This window comes from Rhizobium sp. NLR8a (assembly GCF_019685235.1).
Lineage (GTDB): Bacteria > Pseudomonadota > Alphaproteobacteria > Rhizobiales > Rhizobiaceae > Rhizobium.
In genome coordinates this window covers 461,499-478,717 of the sequence record NZ_JABDWI010000001.1, presented here as the reverse complement: position 1 = coordinate 478,717, position 17,219 = coordinate 461,499, and the positions used below count along the sequence as shown (strand labels likewise).

Genomic DNA, 17,219 nt, shown 5'->3' with positions numbered 1-17,219 from the left:
TGGGTAGGCGTCTGCAAGGCTGGGCATGCTCAGAAGACGCCGAACGAGGATACTACTGGACGGGGAGCCGGTTATCGCTTCCGGTCGCAAGATATCGTCGACCCACCAGTCGAGCAGTTTTGCCACCGGACTGACACCGACAATTGATGTGCGCCGCAGGTCGTAGCCGAAGCAGACACAGTAATGTTGCGGCACGAGTTCGGTCTGATTGAAGACGGCAATACGGCTCCGGCAGGATGGGCATCGGTCACCCAACCTGCAGCCATGCCTTGTGCATATAACCCAGGTCGCAAGCCGCCGTCGCGGCCAATCAAAATCGCTCCGAAGGGGCCAAATTCAGCCACCCGTGGCAAATAGTTTTCAACACGCCGGGTCACAACTATGAATGCTGAACACGAAATCCAGCTCCTAAGCTGAAAGAGGAATTGAATATGAGCGGGACGGCTCACGAAATCTCAGACGTAACGCGGCGCGCGATCATCGACCATTTGAGCGTTGCCCACATATTTTGGTCCGGCCGCCTCTCGGATGATGAATTCCTTGCGCGACTCTACGATCTCTCGACCATGCCGTCGTACGACTATCGCTACAGCAATGCCGCCGGCGATATCCGTCAGCATATGGTTCGCAATCGAGATTGGGACGATAACTGGGTGTTCTTCGACGGCCGCTTCAATCTCCTTCATGCCTCGGATGGCGAGTTTCTCCGATTTTTATGCGAGACCCTCCATCCGGTCGTTCGTCTAGACGAAGAGCAGGTTTCGGAGTTGCTGAACATCTATAACGAGGCGCTGGCCGCCGATGGCTTCGTCCTCGTACCCGGAAAAACAATCTCAGGAAGGTCGCTTTTCGTCGCTCAGGCGGTGCATCGCGCGGTCGTCTTCGAAGAGCCGACCGGATGGCAAAAGGTTGATCGGCAATTGCAGGAGATGCGATCGAGGCTCGATTCCGCGGAGACCGAAGAGCAGTTTCAAGGCGTTGGCTTGCTTTGCCGCGAAGTCCTAATCACGGTTGCGCAGGAAGTCTATAATCCCGCCAGGCATCCCCAGATTGACGATCGCGTGCCTAGCCCGACAGATGCCAAGCGCATGCTCGAAGCTGTTTTCCAATCGGAATTGCAGGGCTCAAGCAATGATGAAGCCCGGGCGCATGCCCGAGCCGCCGTCAATCTCGCGCTGGCCTTGCAACACAAACGGCTGGCGGACTTTCGCACAGCCGCACTTTGTGCAGAGGGAACTTGGTCCGTTGTAAATATGTTGGCAATCCTTGCCGGCCGTCGCGGCCGCCGTGATCGATGACGGACACTTAAGAACCCGCACCTAGCCCTGACTCCCGCATCTATTTCTATTTCATTCGCCCAACCGGAGTCCAATAGATTGAAGGTCAGCGTTCCCCATCAGCATTGTTTCGAATAGCCGCTTGACCAATCGCCCAGGGCGCAGAGGAAAACGCGGCTCATGCTGCAGGAATCTCGACCTCCAGCTTGTTCTCAATCGCGGTGTAAATGTCGATGTCCGCACCAGGCGCCCTGACGGATACGACGAGCGCATAGCGTGCCGCTCGGTCCCAACGCTGCAAACCGGGCTTCTCCTTCCACCAGCCGCTAACCGGAAAGACGCCGATCGCATCGCGTTCAGCAAGCGCAGCAGCACTTCCGCGCCAGGTGTCGGAATGAACCGACCCGCGATCTCGTATCATTCCGAGAAACCAGTTGTCGCCACCTGCAGCTGCGCCCACCGCGCCCCCTTCTTCTGCCTCGGCCGCCTTGTTGATCCTCGTTCGGAACTGCTGCAGGCTCTCGAGGGAGCGTTTGACTGCAAACCGCAAGGAGTGTGACGAATAGCGATGGCGGCGCGTCCATCCGCGTTCACCAGGATTCGGTTCGATGAAATATGACAGCGTGACGCGAAGTTCGACGTCGGCAGCACCAAGCTCCAGCAACTCGTCACGCGGCCACGGCAGCGCGTGCAGGTTCATGCTTCTAGTCTTGATTACCGATTTTTCCTTTTTGAACGGCAGTAGCACGTCCTCTACCACCAACGTGGCATCATCGGCGGCACTTTTCAGGGCACGAGAGAGGTCCGGCACGCCCCAGCCGTAGCGCCGCAGCATTGCCATTTTCATGGCTTGCGTCCCCGCGCCGTCGAAATGGTCTCGCATTGCAGGCGTCCACTCGGCAGAATGGATGGCGAGACCCCGTACCGTCTCCGGCCAAAGCGTTGGACGAGCGGAAATGATGTTTGCACAAAGGTTTGCGCCGAGTGCGGCGGCGGCGCTTGTATCGCCAAATGTATCAAAAAGTCGAATGTTTGGCCGGTAGTATGTGGTCAGCAGTTGCAAGTCGTCCACATGTGAGCTCGGATTCACCCCGTCGTGGGCGAAGTTTCCACCTTCGAAAACGACATCCGGTCTAACGGGCCATTGACGATCCCAAGTTCCCGAGGTTCTGCTTGCCGGTGATAGGTCGCCGGCTGGCGCGACCGGAGCCCAATCACCGAAGGCCGGATCAATGATGTTGACCTTGTCAGTGTAGGCTCCGACGACGAGAGCGTTCCAGGCCTGTGCCGGGCTTTCTGCCTCTTCCAAATCATTGCGATCCGGATACTCCGCCGCATGGATGTCCCCGCGGAGATTGCCAGCGGCGATGACAATCAGACGACGGAGAGCTCCTCCGCCATAGGTCAGTTGGTCAACGGCGGCCGACCAAGATGAGGGACGTCCACGAGCGAGGCCTATCTCACTTGTGACCGCCATACAAAAGACCCGCTTGCGAAGTGGCGCGCTTGCCTCCGCCTTGGTCATCCCGGTTTCAGTAATCGCACCATATAGCAGCGGATCATTGCCGCCATTTGGCGGGAGGATTTTTATAGTTTCAAGCCAGTAGGGTAATTCGACGGCACCTTGCTGCGTGAGCGCCTGCTGAAGATCACCATAGAGCGCCACGCCAGCCATCGAAGTGCCATGCCCGTTCCAAAACTGGCTGTCGCCAACTCCCCAATTATTGTCATATGCATGCTGGTGGGCAGCCGGCAATGCTGGAGCGATCAAAGGGTGTTCCCGTGTCGCTCCGCTATCGAGCAGGCATATCGCCGGCGCCAGTGCGTTCGGGGCGACAAGACGATCCACAAGGTCCTCCGCCCACTCCACCTGCTCGGCGGCCCCCATCTCCAAGAAGGTCGATGGCGTGTCCTTGGCGAGCCGGAGTTCAGCGACGGCGTCAGAATTGATCAAGAGGCGTGCGATAATAGCCTCTGTGCCATGGGCGAGCACAACATCCCGTTCGGGGAACCGAATAGCGTGATCCTTGAGCGGAATATTTAAACGTTCGGCTACTGTTCGAAACGATGCGAGTTTTCCGTCCCTGATCCAGACTTCCCACCATACGGCGAGATCTGGCTGCGGATAGAGGTCTGGTGTGTCCGTAAAGAGTGATCGGACGGCCGCGAGACGAACGTCTTCAATACGCGCAATCAAGTTTTGGTTTTTGGGACGCCCTGCCTTCGTTTCCTCATTGCGATAGGCGTCGACTTTTTTGCTGTAGAATTCAACGGAGCGCTCAGGGACGAAGACCGTGGCGGTGATACTCTCCTCGCCAGCCGCGACCTGAGGAACGGCGACGAGTTCAATGCCAGCCGGCTTGTTTTCCAAAGCCTCCACTGCGCCGCGTTCTGCCGCGGGGATATCAAACTGCAAATAAAAGCCGTGTTCGCCTTCGGCAATTCCCGCCTCCCTATTCGCTATAAATTGCTGCGCGCCAGCAATCGCAGTCGCAAGCGATTGAGAGAGCTTAGCTGCGTGCTGTGCTCTTGCTCGAGCAGGTGGAAGACCGGAAATAACCGTACGTGGGGAGGTATAGGCCTCACCTTGGCCCCCACCATCCAAGAAAAAGTGAGATCGATTGCGAGGCGGTCTGGCCATGTAATGGTGGTCGCCTTATCGCATCGTGGCGTGACGTTCCGACAAGGCGCCAAGCAGAATTGAGGTTTCCACCGTCGGCTTGTCACTCAAGATAGCGATCTTTGCAGCTTCGTCCGCAGCTCGTGCTATCTCCGCCTGACTGAGTCCCTTGGCTGCATCGAGGATTTCCGACCAATTGATCTTCTTTGGCTTGAAGCGGGATAAATGCGTCTCCAGGATTCCGCGCGTGATGCGCTCGTCCGGTAGTTCGTATGTAATCACGTCATCGAAGCGGCGGAAGATCGCCTTATCAAGAAGTTCTGGATGGTTTGTGGCAGCGATGATCAGGCTTGGGCCATGGTCATTCTCGATGAACTGGAGAAAGGAGTTGAGCACGCGACGAATCTCGCCGACATCGTTCGGCCCGGACCGCTGCGATCCGATCGCATCGAATTCGTCGAAGAAATAAACGCCCCGTTGCGCCGCGACGGCATCGAATACCAGTCTTAAGCGCGAGGCTGTCTCTCCCATGAGTTTGCCGATAAGGCCGTCGTAGAGAACTGTAAAAAGTGGCAGCTTTAGTTCATGTGCCAATGCCGCTGCAGTCATCGTCTTGCCAGACCCCGGCGGGCCGACAAGGAGCAACTTGCGGCGAGGTGTCAGCCCATGGGCTTTCAGCCGCTCCTGATGCCGCTGTTCAGCGATCACTCTTCCAAGCCGTTCGTGAAGCTCGTCGGACAAAATCATGTCTGCTAGTCGCGTGTCCGAAAAACGTGCGGCGAGCAATTTCGTTAATTCGCCTTTCGGCTGTGTGATAGGCACCGGACCTGCGCCAATGCGTGCGACGGTCGACGTCTTGCCGCGAGCTGCGTCGATTAGCTCTCTGAGCTCTTGAGCGAGCTTGCCATGACCTTGCCGGGCTTCATGCGCGGCAAGCTGTGTCGCCACGGAGAGGAAGCGACCTTCATCTCCGTCTATATGGCTTTTCAGCAAAGCTACGATGTGTTGTGCCGTGGTCATTTTCTCGAATTAATCGTTGGTCAGCTTGTCGGTGCCATGGGCACCTTAGCGTCTATCCATTTCAATGTGTCAGATATTTCCATTACGCCGTTTCGGAAATGAACCTGTCCACAGATTCTCACTCAGGTTGCAAAGCCTATCGATATATCGCACGAGGCGTTTAACAATTCCTTGTGTCTCTGCCGGGTTGCCGGCCAGTTAGAGTTTTCTCCACGTATAAGTTCCCGGCTGATTGACTTTCTCTCCCTTCGCGCCGGGCACCCCCTTCCAATGATACTGACCCCAGGCCATTCCGTAGGGCCACTTCTTGATCTCGATATCTTCGACAATCAGGAAGTGACCAGCTTAGGTGCTCCAGGAACTCTTGGCGACCTTCAGCGGCAGAACCTCACCGCTCTCACGCCAGAGCTGAAAGATGTTCTTCCATTCGGTGTCGGGTTCAGTGTGCAACCGCATCATGGCCCTCTTGGGATTATCTGCACATACGCCTATGTCGCTGTCGCGTTCCTGCCGAGCGTCAAAGTGGTAATGCTCGCCATCTGAATTGCCCTATTCTTTTCGAAACAAAAAGGGAACCTAGCAACTAAATCGGCCATTGAAAACCCTTGATTTCGTGCCTTTTGCGTGGGCCAGATCGTTCCATTTCAAGTACTTGGCATGGTGTAGTCGGTGGATTGAATCTCATCAAGGCGAGCATAGGCAGATTTTGACCTGTGAGTGCGATCAGGTCAGATCCAGCCTGTGTCGACTTGCGTTTTTCGAGAGGAAGTGCGCGTTAGCTTCCGGAGCTACGCCACCGGCTCCAAAGAACCCTTCGATCGTCTGCCAGAGTTTCAAGTGTTTGGTAGCGCAGCGTGCTGACGAGCAATTGAACCAGAATGTCGTGTCGCCGCCGTCACTCAACGGTATGGTTTTCACAGCCTTCAGATATCCTTCGACGACGTCTGGCTCTGGGTTGTGATGCTCGCCGTCACCGCAGAAAATATAGTGGCTGGCACGGATACTCTCGACGAATTTCTTTGAGTAGCTGTTGTCGGCGCCATGATGGGGCACTTTCAGCACGTCGACTTCGAGCCGCTTGTCGTCTCCGATTAATTTCGCCGCGGTCAGGTATTCGAGCAGGCTCTCATCGCCCGCGTCTCCTGTCAGAAGAATTCGGCGGCCATTCTCCTCGACGAGAAGTACGAGAGAGGCGAGATTGGGGGGAGTGACATCCTTTTCGATCGCGAGCGCCAATTCCTGCGCTCGGCGGGCGACGTCCATCGGCGACACTCCGGAGCGAAGGTCTTCGACATCGCGGCGGTGCCGATTGCGCAGGGTTTCGACGTAGTCTTTCTTTTTCTTCAGCCAGTCGATCCAGTCTTTGCGCAACTCATCGAGCTGTACCTTCGTTGGACCCAGCACGGTAATGGTCATAGAGCCTAACTCAATCGGCTTTTTCGGGCGCGCGACCATGAAGTTTCCGGCAAAGTCTGGATTGAGCGGTATGCTCAACTGATCGTCTCCGATCCGCCAGTTGACTTCGATGGCGTCGCCGACGCTGAGCGCGAGCATCTCGACACGCTCCGCATTCTTCACCATTTCCGGCGTACCCAACCCGGCGGCATTGAGGCCAGCCATCGCGTTGGCACTGGCCGCAAGTGCGCTACCCAGTTGCAGGCTTTCGGACTTGCTGATGTCGTCGAGGAAGGCATTGTGCCAGAGCGCTCGAATCGCCGGCGGCCTGGGCATCGCGGGCTGTTTGAACTTCTTGCCCTTGAGCTGCATGTGGTCGAAGGCTCGCCACTTCATCTCGTCATCAAGCATCCGGAGCACGCCACCGATATGGTCGCGGTCGATGTGTGAGACATAAACGACGTCGATTTCCTTTTGCGCCGCCCTGAGTTCGGAGAGTGGGGTCGCGATGAATTCGTCATAGGCGTCCGGTAGGCCGGCATCGGCCAACAGACGCCGGTCATCGCTCGAGGTCAGTAACAGGCAGTCGCCGCTGGCGGCAGGGGAAACTTCGATCTGCATCAACTTTTGCCCTTCATTCGCTTCTGAAGACTGTCGGTCAGGTCATCCACGGGCTGGACCATTCTCACCACCTCCCGCAGGCACGCGCCCGGATCAATGACACCGAAACCAGAGCCGTTTTGCCATTCGTAGCCGGAACCCGGAAGCGGTTGTGAAGTGCGTTGGATGACCCCACCGATCTGGGCGGCAGTGAGTTGCGGGTTTAGCGAGAGCATCAGCCCGGCAACGCCCGAGACATAGGGGCTTGCCATACTGGTACCTGTCATTTCAATCCACTTGTTTTGCGAATCGAAACCGCAGGCCGCGACGATCCCAGTGCCCGGCGCCGCAATCTCTGGCTTCATCCTCCCATCGCGGGTCGGCCCTTGGCTCGAGGACGCGTTGAGCAGTTCCCGCGCCTCATCGAGATTGGCTACGCCGATGACCCGCGGACCGCATGCCAACGAACTCAGCGTCGAATGGTCGACGAAGGTATCCGGTCCAAAGAACGAGGGTAACCGCCACTGCGTGCGTACCCGACCGCGTGACGGGTCGTCCCGCTCGATCCACGCATCGTAGGCTCCGTTACGCACCACCTTGCCGGTAAGCTGCACCTTCCAGCCGCCGGCTGTAATCCCCACGATTGGCTCGCCCATATAGGGACTGAGATAGATCGAAATACGGTTATCCCCATTTTTGGGGTCACTCAGGACGTTGTAGATCGAAACGACTGTGCGATCGGCCAGCAGCAGGTTCTCCACCCTCTGGCCGGGAGAGACCGGCCCGATGCGAATGCCGTTAGGGGTAAAGAGCTCAACGTCGAATTCATCCTGTGCGCTGTACCAGATTTCGAGCTCATTCTCGGAAACGTCTTCGACACCGTTGCCAACCACGAGCCATTCCAGATCGCGCCGCAGCGCCGCCGCTGGGATTCGACCGCTGGAATGCACCCGCCCAGACCAGATGCCGGTATCGCCTTCGAATTCCAGCGCATCCTGTCCGGAGTTCCCGGCCGCGACGCAAATCGACCGGCCCGGCTCGGTCATCGATGCGTCGATCCAGCGTGAAAGAAGCTCCGAGCCATCGTGTGCGCCGCCATTGGTGCCGAGGCTGATATTGATCGAAATCGCCTCGATATCCTTGTCAGCCTCCGCCAACGCGAAGAGATACGCCAGACCGTCGACAAGGCAGGTCGTGTCGTAGAACGATTTGCGACGATCGTTGTCAGCGTCGGGGAGCGACAGGAGAACAGCGGCGATCTTTGCCCTTTTGCAGAGACCGGAGCGGCCCGCAGCGATGCTTGCAACATGGGTTGCATGAGAACCGCGGATTTGCTGTGACTGCGGCGCAAGATCGTAGGGTGATACCCGCGCCGCCTTGGCTTCTTTCAGCGCAAAGGCGATGTGCTCGGCCGTGATTTCAGACCCGCGGCTTTGGGCTTTGCTTGCCTTCCCCTCGCTGACGGCGAGTTGCGGTGGGTCGAAAGCATCACCGCCTTGATCCCAGATGCGGATGATACGTGAATTGCCGGCATCGTCCATGAAGTCTTCGTGGGCGAAATCAATGCCACCTACGTCGATTATCCCGATTAACACGTTCTTGCCAATGTCATCGATCGTTCGGTTCTTGCCGGCGACGCCGACTGTGCCGCTATTGTAGAGAACGTAGCGGTCGGCGGATGGTTGGCTGGGGGTGTTGGCGCCAATCTGAGGGTCCGGCGCCCGCAGCGTCTCGGCGAGCTCGATGGATTGCACCACGGGATCCGAGTCGAGCTTTTGGAGGTCCGCGATGCTTACGGTGGCTGTGCCGACACGGCCGTTGCGGCGTGTGACAAGATCAGGAGATTTAGCGCTCTCGCGATTCAGAAGGACAAAGACGCTGACCTCGACATCCTTCGGCAGGTCCTTCTGTTTCGGGCCGCGGGCGATTGCATCGATCTCACGCTTCAGTTGCTTGACGCTGTCGTCGGTCGTCAAGCTGACGATATCAGGCACTTTCAGTTTCTGCGCCGCCGGTTTGAGCCGCACTGCACCGTTCTGTTGTGCTCGCACTGCGTTTACATTGGAATCGCCGTTTGCCACGCAACGCAGACGGCTATTGAGTTTGCGCATGCGATCAAGTGGATTGGCCATCTCAGTTCAAGGTCCTTTTTCGATCCGAGGATTCTATTGCGACAAGCACTTTCTGAAGTGGACACACAGTTCTAGAAATCGGCCCATCGGCGCCATGAGATACTGAAGTCGCACGTGAGCGTTTGTGGCGCGTGACGCTTCAATCCGTTGGCAAATCACTCCACACGAACCAAGCGAGCTAGTTCAACCGGGTAGGCAGATTGAACTGCGTCGGACTGAGGTCCAGTTTCTGTTCAAAAACCTTGAGATCGGTAGGCTCCAGCACCATGCCACCTGAAACATCGCCTCCCTGCGGAAGGGCGCTACCTTGGATGTCTGAAAAGCTGGGAATCTTATTCTCCGGCCAATCGTCTATGGCGTCGAGCTGGATGCGCTTCGGTTCAAGGACAACACCAAGTGAATTCGGATCTAGCCGATATGCTGACGTCGCGAAAATCTCGCGGGTATTCGCAGCGTTACTTTCAATGCTTTCAATCGAGGCGGAGACCGTTCCGGTCGGCAGAACGTCGAGCGTTGCCCCGTCCGACGTCTTGAGATTACGAGCGATTGCATTGAATTTTCCAACTGCGACAGCCAAAGTTTCTGGATTTTCGAGATTAACGCCCGGTGTGGCAACCGTCGCCGTGACAACTATGGGAACTGAAGTGCATAGACTGCCGGTGGGTCCAGCGTGGCATTGCAGTTCGTTCACGACCTTTGTTTCCAGAGTCCAGTCTGGTCCGTACGTCGCGACCGCCCAGTACATTGCCTTTGCTTTCCATTCCGCCACTCCGTTGGCCCGCATGCCATAGTAGAAGTTCCGGTGCGTGTCGTGAGCTGTGCGATTTTGCTTCGTGCAAAAATAATCATGAATGATGGATGCCTTCAGATAAGGCCCTTCGAATGGCCCTCCAATAATCGACCAGAAGGCCTGTGGAATAGATGCGCCATCTACTTTTTCACCGGCGGGAACGTCCCATTTGAGGCCATTCGGGTCATCGAAGCTGAAGTTGTTTGACAATTCAAATAAGGGTCGCGGATCAGCGTCTATGAACTGACCCGACGGTCCGCTCGAGAAATTGCCGAAGAACTCAGCCGCGTTGATTTCGATCGCGCTGCAACAAAGGAGAGCCGCGGCCAATAGTACGCGCTTAAAGGAACTGTCCGAACTACCGCTTTTAGCTAAAAGGTCACGTTGCATGTTTGAAACCCTCCCCAGTCTCAGCTCCGCAAAGTCCGAGCATGTCCCCCCAGAAAATAACCCATGATTGCAAATTCTATCGATGGCGTCAAAGAGCGTCAGGAGGTTGGATGGTTGATGCGCGCTTCTCACTTTCCGGAGGGGTACCAGCGCCAGGCGGTCCGACGATTGCGCCGCCCCAGCTGTCATCCAAGCTCTGCTATACGAAATCGGGGGAAAGCACCATGGTGAGCCTTTGCAACGGCCCGTTCAAGGTCGCCGAAACCACCGAATCCATTGCGTTGGCGCGCGGAATTCTACCCTGAGGCTGATAGCCGCCGCAGACGTTCGTTCGCTTCTGGCCCATCGGCAATCTGGTGACCGCGCGTTGGAACGCAGGCTGAGGGTGCTTGCGATCAACAACCCAAGAGCTGTAGCTGCGTGAACTGCGAGATTGTAAACCTTGCTCGCGAGGTGGCTGAAATTGCACCCCCCAACCAACAAGGTTGATCTGCCGATCGTGCCGTGTTTTGAAGTAGGAAAATTGGCGGCGGGGCTTTGACAACAGGAATGGCAGAACAGTTTGACATGTTTTCGGAGCAAGCTCCGCGCGACCATGTGGTCACGCGTGGCTCCTCCAACTCTGTCAAACCCGACAAGCATGCCATCACCATGACTGAAGAGGACATGGTCCGACATCTGTCGGAGACAGGTCGATATCGGATCCTGCAGAAACTTATGCCGCGCGCAATCGCTCCCATCGCCCGGCCAGCGTACCCCCTCAAGGGCATCATTCTCGACACCGAGACCACGGGGCTCAACGCTCGCAAGGATGAGATCATCGAGATTGGCGCGATCGCTTTCACCTTCGATGCGACAGGAAGCATTGGTGACGTGACTGGCATCTATGGTGGGCTTCAACAGCCGAGCGTTTCGATTCCCACTGAGATCACCAGGCTCACCGGGATCACAGATGGTATGGTGGCCGGGCAGTCAATTGACACGGCGGCGTTGCAGGCGCTGATTGGGCCGGCCGATCTGCTGATCGCCCACAATGCCAGTTTCGACCGCCCATTCTGCGAGGTGTTTTCTCATCTGTTTTCCGGCAAGGCTTGGGCTTGCTCAAACTCCGAGATCGACTGGTCGTTGCGGGGATATGAAGGCACCAAGCTCGGATATCTGATCGGGCAAGCAGGATATTTTCATGAGGGTCATCGTGCGGTCGACGATTGCTTTGCACTTCTGGAGGTCCTGGCTCGAGAAATCGACGGACCGGCTTCCACCGCTTTCGCCGAGCTCTATGAAGCAAGCCAGAGGTCACGTGTGCGGATCTTTGCGGAGAACAGCCCCTTCGACATGAAGGACGACCTGAAGGCGCGAGGCTATCGCTGGTCCGACGGAAGCGACGGCCGTCCCAAATCCTGGTGGATCGAGGTTGGGGAAGAAGCGCTCGATGATGAGCTCCGCTATCTCAGAACCGAAATCTACCGCTATCCAGACGCCGATCCACCAATCAAACGCCTCACTGCCTTCGACCGGTTCCGGGCCTGATCGCTCCCTTCAGCCCATCTTCTGATCGTCCCCATGCTTTGAGCGCATGGCCGACCTGAGACCTTGTGCCTTATCGACGGGCGGGCAAGGGCCTATATGCCAATCATCGAAACGACGTTGGAACCGAAGCATGGTTGCTGGCGTCAAGAGACCTCACGAAAGGGGATCATCATGAACGTAGCACGCTCTTTCAATAACTGGCGCAAGTATCGTCAGACCGTCACCGAACTCGGCCGCATGAGCTCGCGCGAACTGCAGGACCTCGGTATCGATCGCGCCGACATCCACAGCCTTGCTCGCCAGTCGGTCGCTCGCTAAGCGGTTGTTTCCAAGCCAACCTGATTGACGCTACGCCCGCTGATGACGCGGGCGTTTTTGTGTCTGGCCTGCCACTAAGCCCTGAGCTGGAGATTTCTTTGGTCAGGAAGAGGCCGTGCATTTTCCGCATAGCTGCACTGCAGCAAAGTCTATTTAATGTGCGGCGAGAATGGGTATCCTGGTTTTCATCGAAGCGATGCACCTCCTCCCGCAGAGCTTCGAATTTCAGACGGCCCACTCCTCCTCCCAGGGACGTCTGTAGGAACAGCGACACTCCTCCTCCCAGTCGCTGTTCGGTTCTTTTCGAAAAGCCTGCCGCACCTCCTCCCGCGGCAGGCTTTTTCGTTTTCAGGCTCGGCGGGATCAAAGTCCCAGATCGAGTTGCGGTTCTTGCCCGCTTTCTTCGGTGTTGAGCGATGACAGGGTGATCCCTAAGAGCCGCACCGGACGTTTGAACGGGAACACCGAGGCGAGCAGGGTCTCTGCAATCTCCAGCATCTGGTCGACGTCGGAAACGGCTCCGGACACGGTCCTGCTGCGTGTCGCCTGACTGAAATCCGAGTATTTGATTTTGACGGTGATCGTCTTTCCCGTGATGTCATAGGCCCCGCAATACCGCCAGGCCTTCTCGGCCAACGGTCGGAGCTCGGCTTTGGCCAGGTCGAGATTGTCGATATCCTCGACGAACGTATCCTCGGTGCCGACGGATTTTCGGATGCGGTCAGGCCGGACCTGGCGCTCATCGATGCCCCGCGCGATGCCATAAAAATAAGCACCGGACTTTCCAAAATGCTCCTGCAGGAAGGCGAGCGACTTCGATTTCAAATCGAGCCCGGTTTCGATCCCGTATTTGCGCATGCGCTCAGCCGTCGCCGGCCCGACGCCATGGAATTTCTTGACGGGCAAGGCTTCGACAAAGCCTGGTCCGCTCTTCGGTGTGATGACGGCCTGGCCATTGGGTTTGTTCAAGTCGCTGGCCATTTTCGCGAGGAACTTGTTGTAGGAGATGCCGGCCGAAGCGTTGAGCCCGGTGACCTGCTTGATCTTCGCACGGATCTCCAGCGCAATCTCGGTGGCGATTTCCATGCCCTTCAGATTTTCCGTCACATCCAGATAGGCTTCGTCCAGCGATAGCGGCTCGATCAGCGGCGTATATTCGGCGAAGATTTCGCGGATTTGCTGGGAAACCGCCTTATAGACGTCGACGCGCGGCGGCACGAAAATCAGCTCCGGGCATTTCCGTTTTGCGGTGACCGACGGCATGGCCGAATGGACACCAAAGGCACGCGCCTCATAGCTTGCGGCGGCCACCACGCCGCGTGCTGCGGATCCGCCGACGGCGAGTGGCTTACCACGAAGTTCCGGGTTATCGCGCTGCTCGACCGACGCGTAAAAGGCATCCATGTCCACATGGACGATTTTGCGGATCGGCGTTGGCGTTTACCTCGAAGCTGACCTTGTCACCTTCTCTGAGCGAACCGCCTTGCTGCAAAGCGGACACGTGAACGAACACGTCCGTTCCACCATTCTCTGGGGTAATGAGGCCAAATCCCTTATCACCGTTGAAAAATTTGACAGTACCGGTCGCCATCTCAGTTCCTCTTCAGTCTTTGCGGCATGTTCACGCGCGAAACGAACCTAAGCGGGAGCAATTGCCAATCAACGGATGAACCTCGTCTATGAGAAGGCGCGGACTCTTTTGCCGCGCGGGACGGAGCTTTGCATAGCAGTTTGCGTTTGTTTGCTGCGCAGTACATATAGACATTTCCGCGGATATGCGGCATAAGAGTTATATTTGCTGCGCAGGGAATATCTATGGAAGAGTCCGTAGCCTTCGATATGTTGAGTGAGTTGACGGCCAGCCTCACGGAGGCAGGCGGGGAAATCACGTCCGAGCCCATGTCTGAGTCGCAGATGGGAAACTCTCACGCAGATTTCCTTATAGATGCGCGATTTTTTGATGCGCCTCTCAAACTTGTTGTCGAGGTCAAAAGATCAGCTTTTCCAAGAGACGTCAGGGAAGCAATCTGGCAGCTGAAGAAATACATTGCCGTCATGCCGCCATGCAATTCCAGAGTTCTCCCCCTATTGATGGCCGATACCATTTCCCCAGGCGCACGCGCACTCCTGCGCGAGGAGAAGATCGGTTATTTCGATCGTAGCGGCAGTCTCTATCTTTCGGCCGACAATCTCTTTGTTCTCGTCGAAAAGCCAGCCTCGAAGCAGCAGGCTCGATCGCTCAACAATCTGTTCGTTGGAAGTCGCGCAAAGGCCCTCCATGCCGTCTGGACATTTAAGGACCAATGGTTCGGTGTGCATGAACTGGCCGAGCGGGCATCCGTATCTCCCACAACTGCATCCCAGGTTCTTATCGAACTAGAGCGCCGCGAATGGGTGAGCTCCAAGGGTGCCGGTCCATCGAAGGAAAGGATACTCTCCAATCCCCGCGCGCTGCTTGACGAGTGGTCTTCCTATGTCGCTTCGATCAAGCCGAAGCCGCTCCGCTCGTACTATATGCGGATGACCAATATCGATGAGGCGATCCGTGAGATTGACCGCATCTGCGATGAGACGGGAGTTCGCTACGAAATTTCCGGGCTCATGGCCGGGCAGATCCATGCACCGCACCTCTCGAAGATATCCCAAATCCATTGCCGCATCGATCATGGCGGCGAAAGCCTTCTTCGAAAACTGGGAGCAAAGGCTGTCAAAGAGGGCTGGAATCTGGGAGTTATAGACTCTAATCCACGCCACGACTTTCTGTTTCGCCAACGGGTCGGTCATGTCTGGGTCACAGATCCACTTCAAACCTACCTCGATCTCCTGCAGCTTGACAGCGGTCGCTCAAAGGAACTGGCCGACCATCTTCGGCTGACAAAACTCGCGGTACCCGAATGACAAAGCCCCAGATACTGACTGAATACAGTGCCGATGTTACCCGCGACTGCGAGCGCGTCCTGGTTACGCTCTTCAGCGGCCTCGGCCCCTGGCGTGATTCCGTCTTTCTGGTCGGTGGGCTTGCACCGCGCTACATCGTCACCAAGAGGCCGCCTGACGTCCCGCCTCATGCAGGAACCGGTGATATCGATGTTGTCGTCGATCTGTCGATCCTCGCCGACACAGAGGCATACCGGACGCTCGAGCAGAACCTCAAAAAAATGGGTTTCGAGCGTGCGCAAAATGACAAGGGCAATAAGGTCAACTGGCGTTGGCAGACCATGACCGAGCACGGCATTCTCGTCATTCTGGAGTTCTTGGCAGACGATCCGAAGCTCCGGGGTGGCGCATTGCAGGAACTGCCGACGGAAGGAAATGTTTCTGCGGTGAATATCCCTCACGCGTCGCTCGTGTTCGGGCACCACGATCGGATGGAAGTCACCGCTGATCTGTTGGGTGAAAAAGGCCGCTCGACAGAATCCATCCCCTACGCCGATATCGTGGCATTCACATGCCTCAAGGCGTTTGCCTTTGATCACCGGCGTGAGCGCAAAGATGCGCACGATCTCGTCTACTGCCTCGAACACGGAGAAGGCGGGCTCGCCGGCGCAATCGCCAAATTCCAAGAGGCTCTGAAAGGCAACGATCGGGAGGTCATCGAACGTGCCCTGACGCTTTTGCTCACCCGCTTTTGTGATCCGGCGCCAGACGAAGGCTACCTGCGCGGAGGCAACGTTGCCGTGGCGCAGTTCGAAATTGAAGGTGCTGCAGACGACACGGAAATCAGAGAAGCCCGGATTTTGCGCCAGCGTGCCGTCAATGACATCATGCTCGAGTTTTTAAGCGCGCTTGGTATTGCGTTCAAGTGATGCTCGGAGCGCGGGCCGCAGGCGGTGAACTCGACGTCGAGCATCATCGCCCTCCGGCCAACGCGGCCAGAAAGCGCAGGATTTTTCCGCACCACAAATGGCCGAACACGGCCAAGACGACGAGGCAAGTGCCATTATATGTGCGGCTACCGCGCGACTCCATCAAGCAAGAAAGCATCAGTTGCCCGAGCTGCTTCCACTGGCGCAATGGTTTAACGCAATCTTGGATCGACCGCGCCAGGGTAGGCGCGTCTTTGAACGGAGGCACCGTAGTCGGTAGTCAATATGGTCGCTGCTCCGCTGGCCTATGCGAGTATTCCGACTGTTGCGACTTGTCACAAAGCATCGCGAAAGGCGCACCTAAACATACCACTTACTGGATCAGGCGCACGTCACTTGTAACCGGCAGCGTCCCCGGGGTAACGCTGAGCGCAACAAGCTGGGCGAGGATCGAAAAGACTTGTTTGGTGTTTTCGGCGCCCCTCTCTGGGACGCAATAAGCCGAGCCACGGTAGACTGTGGCGGCAAAGCAGTTGTGCGATCGTCCCCGAGTGACTTTGATAATCGATGTGTCGGTCGCCCGCCGAAGGGCCTCCTCCGTCTGGAGCCTGAAGGCATTGGGGTTGGATCGCATCAATGCTCCAAGATAACGAAAGACAGCAAAAGGCGAGCGCAGGGAAATGGAGAAGGTGAAGGAAGCTTCACCTTCTATATCGTTGTGAAACCTTACTACGAGGTCCTTCGGCGTCGCGCCCGTGCCCGACCAGTTCGCGCTGCAGATCTGGCCAGGGCCCTGACGGACTAGGTTGCGCTTGAAGGCGTCGTCGCTGTGTTCGGGTCGGTCCCTGATTTCATAATCACGATCGATGCCAACTTCTGGATGTCTGCAAGCGACGCTCAGGCCCGCGCCCTCATGGAGCATGAGCTATCGCACTGTGCGCAGGAGCTCGACGACTTCGGAGCCCCGAAGTTCCGCAAGCGTCGGATTCACCCGAAGCCGCGCACAACGCCAGGGTCGCAGAAGCCCAAAACAGCCTATTTTTGCGCCATCACGATGACCCGCTGGCAATAAATTTCATTTTGTTATGGACATCGAGCGTATATCCACCTACATAACGTTCAACGCCTCCGCCGAAGCGCTGGTTTCGAATGGAATATGAAGCGCCGAACGCAGACGTTACTGTCGATGATTGCCATTATGGCAGAGCCATACTTGGATGGCCAGATACGTGATTAAATCAATAGCGCTTTTCTACATTGAAAACACAACCGACACTTGGAAATGCACAGAAAATACTGTCGTCTCGACAAGCATCGGCTAAAAAAGGAGAATGCCTAGCC

16 protein-coding genes are annotated in these 17,219 nt (G+C 56.7%); 8 read left to right on the top strand and 8 right to left on the bottom strand.

Annotation, left to right across the window (positions count from 1 at the left end):
- Positions 1-431: 431 nt before the first annotated feature.
- Complete coding sequence (locus HJC04_RS02205; RefSeq protein ID WP_018516676.1) at positions 432-1,298, top strand: hypothetical protein; 867 nt, start codon at positions 432-434, stop codon at positions 1,296-1,298.
- 157 nt (positions 1,299-1,455) lie between these two features.
- Here the strand turns inward: HJC04_RS02205 and HJC04_RS02200 are convergent, their stop codons facing one another.
- The 5 genes from HJC04_RS02200 to HJC04_RS02175 all read right to left on the bottom strand — a co-directional run bounded on the left by HJC04_RS02200 (position 1,456) and on the right by HJC04_RS02175 (position 10,224).
- Positions 1,456-3,918: a S8 family peptidase gene (locus HJC04_RS02200; RefSeq protein ID WP_221123164.1), complete on the bottom strand. Its 2,463-nt coding sequence runs from the start codon at positions 3,916-3,918 to the stop codon at positions 1,456-1,458.
- A 15-nt stretch (positions 3,919-3,933) separates the two neighbouring features.
- Positions 3,934-4,917, bottom strand: a complete 984-nt coding sequence (locus HJC04_RS02195) for an AAA family ATPase (RefSeq protein ID WP_018516674.1) — start codon at positions 4,915-4,917, stop codon at positions 3,934-3,936.
- 723 nt (positions 4,918-5,640) lie between these two features.
- A complete protein-coding gene (locus tag HJC04_RS02185) occupies positions 5,641-6,933 on the bottom strand; it encodes an MBL fold metallo-hydrolase (RefSeq protein WP_221123163.1) in 1,293 nt (430 codons plus the stop codon).
- A complete protein-coding gene (locus tag HJC04_RS02180; RefSeq protein ID WP_138396882.1) occupies positions 6,933-9,044 on the bottom strand; it encodes a S8 family serine peptidase in 2,112 nt (703 codons plus the stop codon). Before HJC04_RS02180 ends, HJC04_RS02185 begins: the two co-directional genes overlap by 1 nt.
- A gap of 178 nt (positions 9,045-9,222) precedes the next feature.
- Complete coding sequence (locus HJC04_RS02175; RefSeq protein WP_077988050.1) at positions 9,223-10,224, bottom strand: DUF1353 domain-containing protein; 1,002 nt, start codon at positions 10,222-10,224, stop codon at positions 9,223-9,225.
- 110 nt (positions 10,225-10,334) lie between these two features.
- On the opposite strand from HJC04_RS02175, the gene HJC04_RS02170 reads away from it, so the two are divergent.
- From HJC04_RS02170 to HJC04_RS02160, 3 genes are all read left to right on the top strand, one after another.
- Positions 10,335-10,529 (top strand): hypothetical protein, encoded by a 195-nt coding sequence (locus HJC04_RS02170; protein ID WP_138396880.1) that lies wholly within the window; start codon positions 10,335-10,337, stop codon positions 10,527-10,529.
- Positions 10,530-10,773: 244 nt separating this feature from the next.
- The gene (locus tag HJC04_RS02165) at positions 10,774-11,754 is read left to right on the top strand and encodes a 3'-5' exonuclease (protein ID WP_168262390.1); all 981 of its coding nucleotides are present in this window, start codon (positions 10,774-10,776) and stop codon (positions 11,752-11,754) included.
- 171 nt (positions 11,755-11,925) lie between these two features.
- Positions 11,926-12,072 carry a DUF1127 domain-containing protein gene (locus HJC04_RS02160; RefSeq protein WP_138396878.1) on the top strand — a complete coding sequence of 49 codons (147 nt, stop codon included), beginning with the start codon at positions 11,926-11,928 and terminating at the stop codon, positions 12,070-12,072.
- A 363-nt stretch (positions 12,073-12,435) separates the two neighbouring features.
- Here the strand turns inward: HJC04_RS02160 and dinB are convergent, their stop codons facing one another.
- Positions 12,436-13,500, bottom strand: coding sequence for a DNA polymerase IV (gene dinB, locus HJC04_RS02155; protein ID WP_138396877.1), 1,065 nt, complete (start codon positions 13,498-13,500; stop codon positions 12,436-12,438).
- Complete coding sequence (locus tag HJC04_RS02150; protein ID WP_245315061.1) at positions 13,439-13,663, bottom strand: cold-shock protein; 225 nt, start codon at positions 13,661-13,663, stop codon at positions 13,439-13,441. The genes dinB and HJC04_RS02150 overlap by 62 nt, the downstream gene beginning before the upstream one ends.
- A 224-nt stretch (positions 13,664-13,887) precedes the next feature.
- On the opposite strand from HJC04_RS02150, the gene HJC04_RS02145 reads away from it, so the two are divergent.
- The 3 genes from HJC04_RS02145 (at position 13,888) to HJC04_RS32190 (ending at position 16,158) form a co-directional block, all read left to right on the top strand.
- Positions 13,888-14,970, top strand: a complete 1,083-nt coding sequence (locus HJC04_RS02145; RefSeq protein ID WP_221111135.1) for a hypothetical protein — start codon at positions 13,888-13,890, stop codon at positions 14,968-14,970.
- A complete protein-coding gene (locus HJC04_RS02140; RefSeq protein ID WP_221144627.1) occupies positions 14,967-15,878 on the top strand; it encodes a GSU2403 family nucleotidyltransferase fold protein in 912 nt (303 codons plus the stop codon). Before HJC04_RS02145 ends, HJC04_RS02140 begins: the two co-directional genes overlap by 4 nt.
- Positions 15,879-15,975: 97 nt before the next feature.
- A complete protein-coding gene (locus HJC04_RS32190) occupies positions 15,976-16,158 on the top strand; it encodes an aminoglycoside phosphotransferase family protein (protein WP_077979373.1) in 183 nt (60 codons plus the stop codon).
- Positions 16,159-16,251: 93 nt separating this feature from the next.
- Here HJC04_RS32190 and HJC04_RS31565 read toward each other — a convergent pair whose 3' ends face one another.
- Positions 16,252-16,800 carry a hypothetical protein gene (locus HJC04_RS31565; RefSeq protein ID WP_018516657.1) on the bottom strand — a complete coding sequence of 183 codons (549 nt, stop codon included), beginning with the start codon at positions 16,798-16,800 and terminating at the stop codon, positions 16,252-16,254.
- Here HJC04_RS31565 and HJC04_RS31560 point away from each other — a divergent pair.
- Positions 16,759-16,950 carry a putative metallopeptidase gene (locus tag HJC04_RS31560; protein ID WP_245275163.1) on the top strand — a complete coding sequence of 64 codons (192 nt, stop codon included), beginning with the start codon at positions 16,759-16,761 and terminating at the stop codon, positions 16,948-16,950. The genes HJC04_RS31565 and HJC04_RS31560 overlap by 42 nt on opposite strands.
- The last annotated feature ends 269 nt before the right edge of the window (positions 16,951-17,219 follow it).

Coding starts and splice junctions, on each gene's coding strand:
- HJC04_RS02205 (WP_018516676.1), top strand. CDS start 432: ATGAGCGGGACGGCTCACGAAATCTCAGACGTAACGCGGCGCGCGATC.
- HJC04_RS02200 (WP_221123164.1), bottom strand. CDS start 3,918: ATGGCCAGACCGCCTCGCAATCGATCTCACTTTTTCTTGGATGGTGGG.
- HJC04_RS02195 (WP_018516674.1), bottom strand. CDS start 4,917: ATGACCACGGCACAACACATCGTAGCTTTGCTGAAAAGCCATATAGAC.
- HJC04_RS02185 (WP_221123163.1), bottom strand. CDS start 6,933: ATGCAGATCGAAGTTTCCCCTGCCGCCAGCGGCGACTGCCTGTTACTG.
- HJC04_RS02180 (WP_138396882.1), bottom strand. CDS start 9,044: ATGGCCAATCCACTTGATCGCATGCGCAAACTCAATAGCCGTCTGCGT.
- HJC04_RS02175 (WP_077988050.1), bottom strand. CDS start 10,224: ATGCAACGTGACCTTTTAGCTAAAAGCGGTAGTTCGGACAGTTCCTTT.
- HJC04_RS02170 (WP_138396880.1), top strand. CDS start 10,335: ATGGTTGATGCGCGCTTCTCACTTTCCGGAGGGGTACCAGCGCCAGGC.
- HJC04_RS02165 (WP_168262390.1), top strand. CDS start 10,774: ATGGCAGAACAGTTTGACATGTTTTCGGAGCAAGCTCCGCGCGACCAT.
- HJC04_RS02160 (WP_138396878.1), top strand. CDS start 11,926: ATGAACGTAGCACGCTCTTTCAATAACTGGCGCAAGTATCGTCAGACC.
- HJC04_RS02150 (WP_245315061.1), bottom strand. CDS start 13,663: ATGGCGACCGGTACTGTCAAATTTTTCAACGGTGATAAGGGATTTGGC.
- HJC04_RS02145 (WP_221111135.1), top strand. CDS start 13,888: ATGGAAGAGTCCGTAGCCTTCGATATGTTGAGTGAGTTGACGGCCAGC.
- HJC04_RS02140 (WP_221144627.1), top strand. CDS start 14,967: ATGACAAAGCCCCAGATACTGACTGAATACAGTGCCGATGTTACCCGC.
- HJC04_RS32190 (WP_077979373.1), top strand. CDS start 15,976: ATGGCCGAACACGGCCAAGACGACGAGGCAAGTGCCATTATATGTGCG.
- HJC04_RS31560 (WP_245275163.1), top strand. CDS start 16,759: ATGTCTGCAAGCGACGCTCAGGCCCGCGCCCTCATGGAGCATGAGCTA.
- HJC04_RS31565 (WP_018516657.1), bottom strand. CDS start 16,800: ATGCTCCATGAGGGCGCGGGCCTGAGCGTCGCTTGCAGACATCCAGAA.